Below are 12,252 nucleotides of genomic sequence, written 5' to 3'. Positions count from 1 at the left end.
TGGCTGAAACCTTGGGCAAGGCCGAGTTGAAGGGTCGCACGTTCGGGGATACTGAGTTCGTGATAGGACATAGTGGCAGCACCGTACCGGAAAGGTCAGGTGTTGCACTCAGTTTTTGCGGCCGCCCTTAATCAACTCAGAATCTGGGAGCCTAGTGGCAGGGATTGCAGTTGTCAGGAACTTAACATTAGAGCCTGCATAGTCCTGATAGGATCCATCGTCAAAGCCAAGTTGGACTTTCTGCCCCATGATATCTGCGGCAAACAAAATACTGTCATCCGCTCCATTATCCCCTTGCACCAAGGACCCCTTCTGCCAAGATCCCGCCACCCGGCCGGGGTCTCTGCTCCGAGCCTCATCCAACATTCGCAGAAACATACCGCGGTTCTCCGGAGCACGAAAAGTCAGCGTTCCGTCACCCGAACTCCAGCTCCCTTCCTTTCCAGGCAACGCGTTTTCAGCCACCACCATTCCAGACAGTTGTGCGTGGTCCCAAAGCCAAGGCCATTCAGCACGCTTGAACGTCTGCCCATTTAACGGGCCATAGCCACCAGGCGTTAATGTCATCGTCGTTTCAAAAAACGGTCGCCCGAGGGGCGTGCTATCAAACCGACCAACAGGCCACCAACTGCCGGCGCCATCACTTCGTAGATGCCACCAATCTCCTGCGCCCATTAACACTAAGAATGGATAACCTGCGACAGACAGATGTGTATGAAACTTGATTTTATCGGTTCCAGAACTCTGCACTACAAGCCTGGAGTTAGTATTGTCGACACGGCGAATGATGACATCCCTGACGCCTAATGATGCATTGGCTACGGGTAGGCTGATTGTCGTTGCTGCAGCAGTAGCATTAACCAAAACAAGCCCTAGCTCATCTGCCCCCAACACCTTTGAGGCCGTTAGCGTCGAAACAATAGAAAGCATCGGGCTCGCCTTGGCCATGAGTAATTTCATAGCTTTAAGCAACTGACTCAAATCCGCCTCCGCCGGCACCTGCCCGCTCGCAGTAATAACGTTCAACATCTCCTGCGTCACCGAGTTCCCCCACGCGGAAGGGATCAGCGACCCCGGCGTTCCCGCCACGGGGTTTTCGTCGACGAATTTGCCATTGACCAGCCCTACGCTGGGGATGCTTTTGGGGTAATCCATTTTTATTCCCTATTCATAGTTGATGTGCACCAGGGTGTGAGCCGGTGCGGTGCGGTGGATGAGGCATTCCAGGGCGCTGCTGGGGTTAACGCCGAAGCGCTCGCCCCAGTAGGTGGCGCCGAAGCGGCGGCCCAGCAGCAGGCGCCCGCCGGTGTTGAGGGTCCACATGAATTGCGCTTGCCAGGTGCCGAAGCGAGCGCTACCAAACCGTGAGCGGCCGAAACGCGGGGCGCGGTGTTCGGTGAGGGTGGCGTTGGGGTAGCCCTGGGTACGGGCGATGTCCAGGTAGTAGGCGATGCTCTGGTTGCCCACTGCCAGGAGCCGGCGGCGCACGGCGAGGCGACGGTCGTCGAACAGCGGCGTGAGGCCCAGGCATGGGTCGGGCAGGTTCATCACCCGCTCCCAGTCCGGCACCAGTTCAGTGACCCCGGCCGGGTCCATTTCGTTGAGCAGATCCACCGCGCGGGCGTCGATGCGCGCCAGTTCTTCGGCGAGGCCTTGCAGCACCTGGTGGAGTTCCGGCACCCGTTCCGGGTCCCAGGCCGGGCCGCTGGGGAGCAGGCTGCGCAGTTGTTCCTGGTATTGCCCGGCCGTTCTTATTCCAACCATGTGCAACCTCCAAAGGTCAGCAGTTGGTAGCTGGCGGCGGGTACATCGGCCAGGGGCGCCAGCAGCTTGTGATCGGTCTCGCCGGTGGCGCTGCTGATGGCTTCGGCGATGTGGCTCAGCAGCAAGGGTTCGCCCAACCCCGCTTCGCGGTTGTGCAGGTCACGCAGTTGCGCTTCGACGGCCGCGCGCACGGCGCTGGTGTCCGGGGTCAGGCGCAGGCGATAAGCCACTGCGACCGGCACCGGCGGCATGACCTGCACTTGAGCGGTCACCGGGCGCAACGGCTCGATGTGCGCCAGGACCCGGGCCAACTGCGGTGCACTCGGGATCGGTTGCGGGTCGTCGTCGCGCATCACGAAAACAGCAACGGTGCCCGGCCCCAGGAGGCCGCCGCGACACCAGGCGCGGGTGATGCCGGGGCATTCCAAGGCCCAGGTTTCATAGTCCTGGGCCGAACCGCCGTGGGGGATGATGCGGTACGAACGGATGACCCGGGCACGCAGCGACTCCAGGCTTTCCTGGGCGATGCCCCCGGCCAGGCCCGGCGCCAGCACGGTGAAGGCATTGCCGATGCCCTGGATTGGTTGCACCGGCATCAGCACCAACCCGGCGTCGGCGTTGCCCAAGGCCCCGGCGTCCAGGGCCATGACGGTGGCACTGTTGCTGCCCGCCACCGCCGTGCGCGGCGCGGTTACCCGGTACACGCGCCCATCCAGGGCTTGCAGCAGGGTGTCGGCATCCAGCACCGCGCCGGTGGCCGCGCTGAAACTCACCGTGCCGGTGGCGGCCTGGGCGGGTTTGCGCGGTTGGTTCAGGCGTAACGCGGCGATGCGCTCCAGGGTCGATTCATCGGCCTTATCCGGGAGGATCTGCTCGGCGATCCAGTCCAGGTAGCCATAGAGGCCATAGGCGGCGCCGCTCAGGGTGCGGGCCAGCACCTGGGCATCGGACTGGCGCAGCGCATCGCTGGCCAGGTCGCTTTGGGTGCGTTTAATCAGCACCGGCAGCGAAGGGGTTTCAAACGGCATAGGTCACCTGCCAACTGTCATTAGGGTTGATGTCCAGACGCTCGCCGCTGGCCAGGGTCAGCACCGTGCGCAGGTTCAGGCGCTGGGCGTCGAGGCGTTCGGTGCGGATGTCGATGGCGCTCACGTGGCCGTCGTCGATCAGCCATTGCAAGGCTTGCCGGGCATAGAACTCGGCGTCGCCCTGGGTCTGGTGGGTCAACTTGACCCGGCGCAGCAACCACAGCCGCGAGCCGATGCGGTCATCGGCCACCGTGGGAAAACTGTCGCCCCACCAGCCGAAACGCTCCTCGTCATCGAGGGCATCGTCAGCCGCCGCGCGGCGCCAAGTGAACAGGCTGATAAGCACGGCGCGGGTCAAGGCGCTGTGGAGGTCGTTGAGCAGCACCATCACGCGTCCCCCGCCGGGGCACTGGTCTGGCCCCTGCCCGGTTGTACATTGAGGTGAACGTGCTTGATCTGGCTGATACCACCGGCGATCTGGTCGCCTTGGGAGACGATCTTGCCGCTCTGGGTCAGGGTCGGCGTGTCGATGTTCACCGCCGTGGCCGCGCGGATGTTCAAGGTGTGGGTATCGATATCGATGATGCGCCCGCGCTTGAAGTGGACCTTGTCGCCTTCGTCGGTGTAGATCGCCACTTCGCCCGGCGCCAGGGCCTTGAGGCGGTAGCGGCGGTCAGCCACCACCAGCACCACCGCGTGGGAGCGGTCGCCGCCCAGAAAGGTGGCGATGCCTTCGGCCCCGGCCAGCGGGTGGCTGGTAAAACCGTAGGGCTCAAAGTGCTCCATGTCATCGTTCACTTCGCCGGCGGTGAGGCGCATTTGCAGCGATTGCAGTTTGCTCGCCGAGTTGGCGAGCACCACGGTGCCGCGCGCCAACAGGCGTGTCAGTAGGCTCATGGGGGTTTCCTTGTGAGGGGTTCAGCGGGCCGCGGGCAGTGCCGGGCTGGCGTCGAAGCTATGGGGCGGCGCCACGCTCAGGGTGCTGATGGCACCGCGTTCGGACAGCGACCAGGTGACCTTGGAGATCAGCATGTCCTGGTCAAAACCCAGTACCGGGTCGATCACCCGCACCAGGCTGTTGTGGCGCCACAGGGCGCCATTGGTTTGCCGCCAGCCCTGCACGCTGTAGGTGGCGGCCAACGCCTTGGCGCTGCGGGTGGCGCATTCCCAGTCGGCGCGCTGCTGGGCCAGCTCTGCCGTCAGTTGCGTGGGTTCGCTGATGACCGTGACCCGTTTGCGCGGCGCCCGGCCGTCCGTGGCCAGGCCCGCGACTTCCGCCACGGCACTGCCGCTTTGGCGATCGTCACCCTTGTGCTGGCCGATCACCCGGTACTCGGAAAACACCGAGGTGTAATCCATCGCCGCGCTGGCCGAGAGGATGTTCTTGCCCAGTTCCAGGGCATCGGCCGCACGCCCGGCGCTACCGGGCTGCGCCAACACCACACGACCCTGGGCATCGTCGGTGGAAAACACCCGGTACAGGGTCAGCAAGCGGTCGATGGACTGGAACACGGTTTCACCAGGCACGATGCTGTGGCTGCGCAAGCGTGCGGTCTGGGCGATCTCGCTGACCACGCCCACGCCATAGGGCGCGGCCAGGGCCTGGACGATGCTCAACACACTCTGCTCGCGCCACTGGCCGGGACGGTTGATTGCGGCGCAGTCCACCAGGTCCTGGGTGGTGGAACTGCCTTCGATGCTCAGGCTGATCTGCCGGCCGTCGTAGCTGACCGGCGCCTTGTAGACATGGCCGCTCAGCACCAGGTCGCAGCCGATCCGCACCTGGCAGCGGTCGCCGGGGCGGATGGGCACTGCCAGGGTCTGGCCCGGCCACTGCCAGGTGATGGCGAGGGTAAAGGAGCGGAACTGACGCTCTAGGTCGGCGCTGATTTGCACGCTTTTCCAGCCGCCATAATCCAGACCGTCCACGGTCAGGGTGACGGTATTTTCCAGGTCGGTCATGGCTTACTCCCGGGCGACTTTAAGGTCGGTGGGCGGCAAGAAACCCGGGTGGGGCACGCGGTTGCGCTGCACCACCTCCCCCACCCGCGTGGCGTCGCCAAAGCGCTGATACGCCAGCACCAGGGCCGGCAGGCTCTGCATCGGCGACAGCGTTATCAAGCGCACACCGGAGGAGGCCACCGCCGTCAGGTGCCCGAACACCTGCTGGCGCAAGGCGCTCAGGGCCTGGTAATGCTCGGCATCGGCCTTGAGGGCGGCTTGCCACAGCGCTTCGTTGAGCGCCTCGCGCAGGGCCAGCACATCGTCGGCCACCGGCACTTCCAGGCGTTGCACCGGGCGCAGCGCCTGCTGCGCCAGGGACGGCGTGGCGTTCAAGGGCACGGCATTGGTGGCCACCGGCAGCGCCGCCAGCCAGTGGGCGATCTGCACCAGCAAGGCGTCCTGCACCAGGTTCGCCGTCGCCTGGGCGGCGGCGATGCTGTCCTTGCCGGTGGTCAACTGCGGCGCGTCGATCAGCCTCACCGCGTCAACCTGCTGGGACACCCCGGCGATCACCCCGCGATAGCCGCCGCGGGCGAAATCCTCGAGGTCCTTGAGGTCCCCCAGCAACCCCTTGAACTCGGCGCTCAACTGCCGCGGCAAGTCCTTGATGCCGTTGACCAGGGCATGAACGTCGGCATACAGGGCCACCAGCGGCGCAAAGTGCTGCTCGATCACCTGGTACACCGTCGCCAGGCCATTGCGCAGGGCCAGCACACCGATGCGCGCCTGCCTGACCAGCGCCATCGCCAGCTCGAAGCGGCGCAGGGCCGAGCCGAGCAGGCTGTGCGCCGCCAGCAGCAACTGCTGGCGGGTATTGACCGTGGCCGTGGGAAACTGCAGGGGCCGGTCGGGGTAGAACTTCAAGGCGAACGTCACCAAGCCGCCGTCCTGGCGGGCCTGGGTCATGTCGCATTCGCCTACCTTGACCTGCATGCGCCCCAACCACGGGTGCACCAGTTCGCCACTGCCCCGCTCCAACGCCTGGAGCAACAGGTCGCGCTGCTCCAGGCAATCGGCACCGACGATAAACGCCGTCAGGTCATGGACTTTGGCCTGCTGCCCCAAGCCTTCAAAGAACGGCTGGTCTCGTTGTGGGTATTCGTGCAACTGGCCCTTGTGGCCCACCGGGGTTTTCGCCTGGTCAACCCAAAACCCCACGCCGCGAAAAGACGCCGGCAACAAACGATCACGCCAGCTCATTGGAACCTCCTAAAGACAGGGAGCGATAACCGACGCGCGGCGTCAGGTTCAGGCCCGGTTGGTTGCTACGGGGCGGGTCGACCCGCAGGCCGGGCGGTGCGTTTTCAAAGCGCACCGTCAAGCCGCCCTCCACCTGCGCGCGGTTGTTGGCGGCGCTTTGCTGCACCAGTGCGCTGGCGCCCTGGGGCAGATGGCTGGATGCGGTCAGCGACGGCGCTGATGTGCTGGCACTGGCGCCGAAAAAACCCGCTGCTGGCGCGCCCTCGCCTTGTTGGTTGCGCTTGAGTTGCTGCTCAGTCAGGCCTTGGACCTCCCCGGTGATCTTGGCGATAAAACCACCGACGCTGCCGCCGAGCATTTCCCGAAAGGGTGCGAGCACGCCTTGCAGCTTTTGCCACCAACTGGCGAACCATTCAGTGATCGGCTCCCAGTGCTGGGTAATCAGCCCCAGGGGCGACCAGTCGAAAACACTGCCAAGCACCGCATACATCGCCAGGGCTTGCGCCTGGATACCGCCCCAGAGCGCGCTGAATACCTCGCCGATGCTGCCCCAATTGGCAATCACCAAGCCCAGCGGCGACCAGTTGAACAGCTCGCGCAAGAACCCCATGACCGGCACCGCCAGGGCCTGGAGCAATGTCCAGAGAGCTGCGAAGAGCCCGGTCAGTGGTGTCCAGTTGGCCATCACCAGGCCCAGTGGGCTGAAGCTGAACAGGCTTTTCAAACCGTCCATCAAGCCCTGGGCCGCCGTGCTGATGCCTTGCCAGAGGCTGGCGAGGAACCCGCTGATCGGCCCCCAGTTGGCCAACACCTGCCCCATGGGCGTGAAGGCAAACAGGGTTTTGAAAAACGTGGCCATGGGCAGCACCACGGGGGCGATTTTCTGCCATAGCCCGACAAAAAACGCCGACAGCGGTTGCCAGTTCGCCACGATCAACCCCGCCGCCAGGGCAATGCCCATGGCAATCAGGGTGAAAGGCGTGGCGCCCAGGGCGAGGCTGGCCAGTTCCAACGCCTGGGACGCCCCGGCGACCGCCCCTTGAATCGCGGTAAACGCCCCCACACCGCTCGCCAGGCCTTGCACCAGTTGCGGGTTGTCCACCAGCACCTGGGCCACGCCCGCCAACAGCGGCTCGAACCCCACCGCCACGGCGCTCACCGCCGGCAACAACGCCGCGCCGAACGCCACCGAAACGCGCTGGGTACTGTCGCCGAACGCATTCAGCGCTTGCGCCGTATCCGCCGGTAACCGAGGCAGTTCCAGGTCCTGGGTGCTGCGGTTGACCTGCGCCACCTGTTCTTGAAACGCCAAAGCCGAGCGCACACCGTCGACAAAGGGCGCGGCCAACCCCTCACCCTTGACCAACCCGGCCACGTCCAGCGTGCCCAGGCCGGTGTCCGCCAGGTTCTGCTGGAAGCGCTCGACGGTCGCCCGCAGCCCTGCGAGTTTGGGCGATAACTGGTCGATGCCGGTCAACAGCACCGCGCGCCGTTCTACTTTTGCTGTGTCTGCCATCACTGCACCTGTGCCATTGCGTTGATCCGTTGTGCCTGCTGTAGAGACTCGCGCAGCACATCCAGCGACCTGGCCATCATCTGTTCGGGGTCAACCTTCCAGAACCAGGCCAGGTCGTAGGCCACCGCGATCAGGTCGGCGACGGTGGCGATGCCGCACTCATGAAAAAACCGGCGACGGCCCAACTCAGGCCGTTGAGGTCCGCCAGGTCCAGTTGGTTGACCGAGGATGGCGGGATGCCTGCGCACACCGCGATGTATTTAGCCGCCACGTCCATGTCCAGGCTGACCTCCTCGCTTTTGTCGATCTTGTAGGGCAACGCCTTGATGGCGCGCACTTCCTGCACCGTCGGGCGGCGCAGGGTGAGTTCGCCCAGCGGCTCGCCGTGGGCCTCAATGGCCACGCGTAACTTCACCGTGTCGCTCATTGCCAAGTCCCCTTGATGCCTTCGAACTTGAGCTCGATGGTCGCGTCGTCGCCCTTGGCCACCGGTTCTTCCACCAGGTAAGCACCGGCCAGCACATAGACCTTGCCGTTGCTGAACTCGCAGGTGACGGTCATATCGACGCCCGCGATCAACGGTTTGAGCGGGAAGTCCGGGGTGTACAGCGCCGTGACCTTGAACGACGGCGCGATGTCGGTTTCCTTGTAGAAACCCGGCACCACGGTTTCGCGCTTGACCGCCATCAGCGGGGCTTCGCAGCCGCCACTGATGGTCAGTTGCGCGCCGTCGACCTTGACGTAGCAGGTGCCTGCAATCAGTTGACCCATGATGTTTCTCCCAAAAAAAGTAAGCCCGCGCGCGGCGGGCTGAAAAATAGCGGTGTGGCGAAGCGCCTTAGGCGGCCGCGTCGTACTGCAGGCGGAATTGGTTGAGCAGGGCAAACACCCGCAGGCCATTGATGTAGTCGGGCGGGAACAGCACATTGACCCGGCTCGGGTCCTGGCTGTCGCGCTCCACAATCAAGTGCTCGGCGAACAACTCGGCGTTTTCCACGTGGCCTTCCTGTTCGAGCTTGGCGTACTGGGCAATCAGCTCGCCGCGCAGGGTGCTGGGCGTGACGATGGGCTGGCCGGCGCCGAACCGCGTGCCATCGCTGGCCAACTTATGGCGCCCGTACTTGCTGGTCATCACACTTTGCAGGCGGCGCACGATAAAGGCCGACTGGTGCATGGTTTCGCTGTCCAGGTAGGAATTGTCTGCCTGGCCGTAGGCGTTTTTCTGATAGGTGGTGATCGCCCGCTGAATGCGCAGGTAACCGCCCTCGTAGTACGCCGTGGCGATGCCGTAGCTGAGCAGCGACTGGCGCTCGGTCAGGGTGAACCGCTCACTGGCCGGCGCCGGGTCCAGGCCCGGCAGGCTGCCGCTTTGGGTCGGGCGGCTGGCGTCGGCCGAGATGAACACCGCTGTGCGCGCCGCCAGCGCTGCCGCCTGAACCCAGAAGGGTTGCGGCACACCGGGTTCCAGCGCCTGAATGGTCATGTGCTGGTCGTTGCGGGTCTGGCCGGCGGCGACCAACGTCCCCACCGTGCCGCGCTTGGCGGTATAGACATGGCCGAACAACTGCTTGGCCCAGGACCAGCGCCCCGAACTGTCATTCATCGCCCCCTGCCAGGCATTGAGGGTGGCCACATCCGACCACGGCAGGCAGATGAACTCGAACGGCTCATCCCCCAACGCCGCCAATGCCGCGACCTGGTCCGGCACGCCGACGCCGCCGGCCATTTTGGTGATGGCAATCGTCAGGCCCGCCGGGGTGTCTTCGCCATTGCTTTTGCCCAGGCGATTGAATTGCAGGCTGATGTCATTGCCACTGTCGCCAGTCCACTTGGCGCTGAGCTTGACCACGCCTTCCACCGCCGTGGCCAGCACCGGCAAATCCGCCGCTGCGTTGATTTTCAGGGCCAGGGCCGTGGCCGCTTGCACGGCGGTGGCGCCATTGACGATGGCGGCCTGCACCCGGGCGCCGCCCACATACAGGTTGAGCAGGCCGGCTTCAGTGGCCGTGCCGGTCAGTTTCAACTCAGCCTTGGCCGCACTGCCGGTAGCGTTGCGCAGTGGCAGGCACCAGACCTCACCCACCGGGTCGGTCTTGCGCCAGGCCTCGTACATCGCCGCCAGCATCGAGCCCTGGCCGGCGATTTTCTTTGCCAGTGCCAGGCTAGGCACCAGCACCAGGCTGCCCACTTCCGGGCCGGTCACGTCGTCGTTGACCTGGGCCACGATCAAGCGGCGCATGCTCGAAGAGGCACTGTTGGCCGCCGAGTTGTCCATTTCCGCATAGAACAGCGGAACACGCAGGTCCGCCGGGATGTTGCTGAATCCGATCGCCATTATTGGGCTTCCTGTGGTTTGGCCGCTTTCACGGCTTTAGTGGTGATATCGCCATCCGCCAGGCGGCGACGCCACCAAGCGCTGTCGGACACTTCGCGGCCTTCGGTGGGCAACAGGTCGCCCGCCTCCGGGTCCGGTACAACCCGGCCAGGGGCCGGTAGCACGGTGATGCGTTTGCTCATGGGTTCAACTCTCCAGAAAAAACCACTTCCAGGCGCCCGTCGGGGCCGGGACGTTGCAGGTTGGGGTCGGCCGGGTCGATGGCATCGACCCGCACCGTGACCCCGGACAAAGACGGCAAGCCGTCCAATTCATGCTCTTGCCAGGTCTGCGCCGGGTCCTTGGCCTGGCGGCGGCCCAACTGACACTCGGCGAAAAAATCCAGCTGATACAGCCCGCGCTGTGCATCCAGCGCCAGCCACTCGCCGCCGCCGTACTCGACCCCCGCATAACCGCTACCCGGCCGGAACCCCACGAGCGCGCGCCAAACCTCGGCACGCAACTCATGCAATTGATCCAGAGCGGCGGCGCCTTGGGTGGCGTCTACCACCAGCAGCACGGCGAAGCGGTCGCGGATGATCTGGCACGTGGCGTTTTGCGCCTGGTTCTCAGCGGCGCGGTCGCCCAACCCACGGACCAGGGCACAGGGGGTTTGCACTGGGGTGGGCGATTGCAGGGCCGGTGGGTCGATCCCCACCGATACCCGTTGGGCGAGGCTGGGGCAGTAGTCACGTAGTTGAGTGAGGATTGGGCTGATTTTCATGGGGGTTACCAGGAAGTGAACGACCCGCGCGGGGCGGGCTGGGGCCAGGAAAAGGGTTGGGCCGGGGTGGCGCTATCGATCGTCACTGGGGGTGCGCGGCGGCACTTCACACACCCCCATGCGCCGCGCCGCCCAGCGTTCGTACAAGCCAATCGCCACATCGGCGCCGGCCATCGCGGTGAGGCAGCCAATGGCGCATGCGGTCCAGATAGACGTGCCGGCGGCGTACAGCAGCATGAAGGCCGAAACGCCGCACACCACGCAGGCGCCGGAGCGCAGGGCGAGGCGGCGCAGCAGCGACCAGCCGCGGGCGCCCTCCTTGTCGGCGCGCCACATTTCGCCGCTGACGCCGCCCAGCAAGGCCAGGGCGATGACCAGCCAGAGCGGCATGTCCAGCAACGCTTGTTGCTCGTTTGTCATGTCACGCCTCCTTCAATTGATGGGCGCTCGGGTAGAGGGATGCGGTAGGCATTGCCAAAAGCCCGGTCGCCCAGGCTTTTGAAAATGCGGTCCTTGATCTTTCGGCGCGACTGGCGCGGTACGGATCCATTCAAATTGTTCCTCCGACCGCGACCCTGTCCGCCGGATAACTGCTTACGGTGCTTTACGCTGCACACCCGGGTCAGTTGCCAACCCTCTGAACTGTTGAGGCCAGTTCATCGCTGCCTTTGCCATGGAACTAAAGAGCGTCGTTGCAAGCCGTTGTCGGGCGGCTTGAGACAAAGACTATGCATGTATGCATATACAGTCAATGCATAAATGCATTTATTTATGCGCAGAGAATGCACGAGCGCATAAAAAGCCCGCAAACAAAGGCCTGGATAGTTTTCAATCGGCGAAAAAAAACCCGCACGGCGGCGGGTTTTATCTGACGTGGGAGTGGTTAACGGGCGTACATGCCCCACCAGAAGACGTGGCCAAGGATGACTATCTGCTCATCCTGGATCTCCTGGAAGCTGTAGTCCTCATCCGGATGCTCATCGCGGTTGAAGCTGCGCAGGCGGATCCCGGTGGGCAGGCGATACAGCTGCTTTACGCGCAACTGGCCATTGTGGTTGATGGCGTACAGGTCGCCGTCGATGATGTCGCCAATGGACGACTTCCCGGCATTGACCCCCACCGTCGCGCCGTCGCGCAGTACCGGCAGCATGCTATTACCGCGCACGGTCACGCACTTGGCCTGGTCGAACTGCACACCGTTGTGGCGCAGGCTGCGTTTGCCGAAGCGCAGGCTAGAGCGCTCGCTCTCCTCAATGACGAATCTTCCTGATCCTGCTGCCAATTCAACCTCGCGAAGAAAGGGCACGGACACTTCGTCGTCATCGAGCGGGGTGTCGTCGTCCCACAAACTTATGTCCTTGAGTTCCGCATGCTGCCCATCGAGGGCCGCGTCCCGTGCAGGCGCAATCGGCACACGCCCGCGCAACTGTTCGGTGCTCACGCGAAAATACTCGGCGAGCTTGGAGATGTGCTTGTCCGAAGGGTCGACAATCTTGCCGCCGAGAATCCGCGACAGAGTGGATTGAGGCACACCCGTGCGACGGTGAAGCTCCGTAGGGGAGATCCCGTGGCTATCGAGCAGCTCTCTTAAGACGATAGATACGTTGCGTTTTTGCATAACGCGCATAGTGAGGGTTCTACG

Annotated in this window: 16 protein-coding genes; all 16 read right to left on the bottom strand. The window is 64.1% G+C overall.

The features are described from left to right. Positions 1 to 108: 108 nt before the first annotated feature. Positions 109 to 1,155: a phage tail protein gene (locus tag AC19YT_RS19285; protein ID WP_500610841.1), complete on the bottom strand. Its 1,047-nt coding sequence runs from the start codon at positions 1,153 to 1,155 to the stop codon at positions 109 to 111. Between the two features lie 9 nt (positions 1,156 to 1,164). Continuing rightward, positions 1,165 to 1,764, bottom strand: coding sequence for a YmfQ family protein (locus AC19YT_RS19280; RefSeq protein ID WP_500596775.1), 600 nt, complete (start codon positions 1,762 to 1,764; stop codon positions 1,165 to 1,167). Further along, positions 1,752 to 2,792, bottom strand: a complete 1,041-nt coding sequence (locus tag AC19YT_RS19275; RefSeq protein WP_500610840.1) for a baseplate J/gp47 family protein — start codon at positions 2,790 to 2,792, stop codon at positions 1,752 to 1,754. Before AC19YT_RS19275 ends, AC19YT_RS19280 begins: the two co-directional genes overlap by 13 nt. Continuing rightward, a complete protein-coding gene (locus tag AC19YT_RS19270; protein ID WP_500610839.1) occupies positions 2,782 to 3,180 on the bottom strand; it encodes a phage GP46 family protein in 399 nt (132 codons plus the stop codon). The genes AC19YT_RS19275 and AC19YT_RS19270 overlap by 11 nt, the downstream gene beginning before the upstream one ends. Then, a complete protein-coding gene (locus AC19YT_RS19265) occupies positions 3,180 to 3,689 on the bottom strand; it encodes a phage baseplate assembly protein V (protein WP_095108029.1) in 510 nt (169 codons plus the stop codon). The genes AC19YT_RS19270 and AC19YT_RS19265 overlap by 1 nt, the downstream gene beginning before the upstream one ends. 21 nt (positions 3,690 to 3,710) lie before the next feature. After that, positions 3,711 to 4,754: a phage baseplate assembly protein gene (locus tag AC19YT_RS19260; RefSeq protein WP_500610838.1), complete on the bottom strand. Its 1,044-nt coding sequence runs from the start codon at positions 4,752 to 4,754 to the stop codon at positions 3,711 to 3,713. 3 nt (positions 4,755 to 4,757) lie between these two features. Next, positions 4,758 to 5,996, bottom strand: coding sequence for a DNA circularization protein (locus AC19YT_RS19255; RefSeq protein WP_500610837.1), 1,239 nt, complete (start codon positions 5,994 to 5,996; stop codon positions 4,758 to 4,760). After that, positions 5,983 to 7,512, bottom strand: a complete 1,530-nt coding sequence (locus AC19YT_RS19250; protein ID WP_500610836.1) for a phage tail protein — start codon at positions 7,510 to 7,512, stop codon at positions 5,983 to 5,985. Before AC19YT_RS19250 ends, AC19YT_RS19255 begins: the two co-directional genes overlap by 14 nt. Further along, a complete protein-coding gene (locus AC19YT_RS19245; RefSeq protein WP_500610835.1) occupies positions 7,512 to 7,637 on the bottom strand; it encodes a hypothetical protein in 126 nt (41 codons plus the stop codon). The genes AC19YT_RS19250 and AC19YT_RS19245 overlap by 1 nt, the downstream gene beginning before the upstream one ends. 5 nt (positions 7,638 to 7,642) lie before the next feature. Continuing rightward, positions 7,643 to 7,939: a phage tail assembly protein gene (locus tag AC19YT_RS19240; protein WP_095108025.1), complete on the bottom strand. Its 297-nt coding sequence runs from the start codon at positions 7,937 to 7,939 to the stop codon at positions 7,643 to 7,645. Then, a complete protein-coding gene (locus tag AC19YT_RS19235) occupies positions 7,936 to 8,283 on the bottom strand; it encodes a phage tail tube protein (protein ID WP_095108024.1) in 348 nt (115 codons plus the stop codon). The genes AC19YT_RS19240 and AC19YT_RS19235 overlap by 4 nt, the downstream gene beginning before the upstream one ends. A 67-nt stretch (positions 8,284 to 8,350) precedes the next feature. Next, on the bottom strand, positions 8,351 to 9,847 hold the full coding sequence (locus AC19YT_RS19230) for a phage tail sheath subtilisin-like domain-containing protein (protein ID WP_095108023.1): 1,497 nt from the start codon (positions 9,845 to 9,847) through the stop codon (positions 8,351 to 8,353). Then, complete coding sequence (locus tag AC19YT_RS19225; RefSeq protein ID WP_095108022.1) at positions 9,847 to 10,029, bottom strand: DUF2635 domain-containing protein; 183 nt, start codon at positions 10,027 to 10,029, stop codon at positions 9,847 to 9,849. Before AC19YT_RS19225 ends, AC19YT_RS19230 begins: the two co-directional genes overlap by 1 nt. Further along, positions 10,026 to 10,610, bottom strand: a complete 585-nt coding sequence (locus tag AC19YT_RS19220) for a phage tail terminator protein (protein WP_500610834.1) — start codon at positions 10,608 to 10,610, stop codon at positions 10,026 to 10,028. Before AC19YT_RS19220 ends, AC19YT_RS19225 begins: the two co-directional genes overlap by 4 nt. 72 nt (positions 10,611 to 10,682) lie before the next feature. Then, positions 10,683 to 11,030: a phage holin family protein gene (locus AC19YT_RS19215; RefSeq protein ID WP_095108020.1), complete on the bottom strand. Its 348-nt coding sequence runs from the start codon at positions 11,028 to 11,030 to the stop codon at positions 10,683 to 10,685. Positions 11,031 to 11,493: 463 nt separating this feature from the next. Then, entirely contained in the window at positions 11,494 to 12,237 is a 744-nt protein-coding gene (locus AC19YT_RS19210; RefSeq protein WP_095108019.1) for a LexA family transcriptional regulator, read from the bottom strand. Positions 12,238 to 12,252: the final 15 nt, after the last annotated feature.

The organism is Pseudomonas sp. MF08875 (assembly GCF_059862525.1).
Note: the sequence above shows the minus strand (reverse complement) of the source record. Positions and strands in the feature narration are given on the sequence as shown.

Coding starts and splice junctions, on each gene's coding strand:
- AC19YT_RS19285 (WP_500610841.1), bottom strand. CDS start 1,155: ATGGATTACCCCAAAAGCATCCCCAGCGTAGGGCTGGTCAATGGCAAA.
- AC19YT_RS19280 (WP_500596775.1), bottom strand. CDS start 1,764: ATGGTTGGAATAAGAACGGCCGGGCAATACCAGGAACAACTGCGCAGC.
- AC19YT_RS19275 (WP_500610840.1), bottom strand. CDS start 2,792: ATGCCGTTTGAAACCCCTTCGCTGCCGGTGCTGATTAAACGCACCCAA.
- AC19YT_RS19270 (WP_500610839.1), bottom strand. CDS start 3,180: ATGGTGCTGCTCAACGACCTCCACAGCGCCTTGACCCGCGCCGTGCTT.
- AC19YT_RS19265 (WP_095108029.1), bottom strand. CDS start 3,689: ATGAGCCTACTGACACGCCTGTTGGCGCGCGGCACCGTGGTGCTCGCC.
- AC19YT_RS19260 (WP_500610838.1), bottom strand. CDS start 4,754: ATGACCGACCTGGAAAATACCGTCACCCTGACCGTGGACGGTCTGGAT.
- AC19YT_RS19255 (WP_500610837.1), bottom strand. CDS start 5,996: ATGAGCTGGCGTGATCGTTTGTTGCCGGCGTCTTTTCGCGGCGTGGGG.
- AC19YT_RS19250 (WP_500610836.1), bottom strand. CDS start 7,512: ATGGCAGACACAGCAAAAGTAGAACGGCGCGCGGTGCTGTTGACCGGC.
- AC19YT_RS19240 (WP_095108025.1), bottom strand. CDS start 7,939: ATGAGCGACACGGTGAAGTTACGCGTGGCCATTGAGGCCCACGGCGAG.
- AC19YT_RS19235 (WP_095108024.1), bottom strand. CDS start 8,283: ATGGGTCAACTGATTGCAGGCACCTGCTACGTCAAGGTCGACGGCGCG.
- AC19YT_RS19230 (WP_095108023.1), bottom strand. CDS start 9,847: ATGGCGATCGGATTCAGCAACATCCCGGCGGACCTGCGTGTTCCGCTG.
- AC19YT_RS19225 (WP_095108022.1), bottom strand. CDS start 10,029: ATGAGCAAACGCATCACCGTGCTACCGGCCCCTGGCCGGGTTGTACCG.
- AC19YT_RS19220 (WP_500610834.1), bottom strand. CDS start 10,610: ATGAAAATCAGCCCAATCCTCACTCAACTACGTGACTACTGCCCCAGC.
- AC19YT_RS19215 (WP_095108020.1), bottom strand. CDS start 11,030: ATGACAAACGAGCAACAAGCGTTGCTGGACATGCCGCTCTGGCTGGTC.
- AC19YT_RS19210 (WP_095108019.1), bottom strand. CDS start 12,237: ATGCGCGTTATGCAAAAACGCAACGTATCTATCGTCTTAAGAGAGCTG.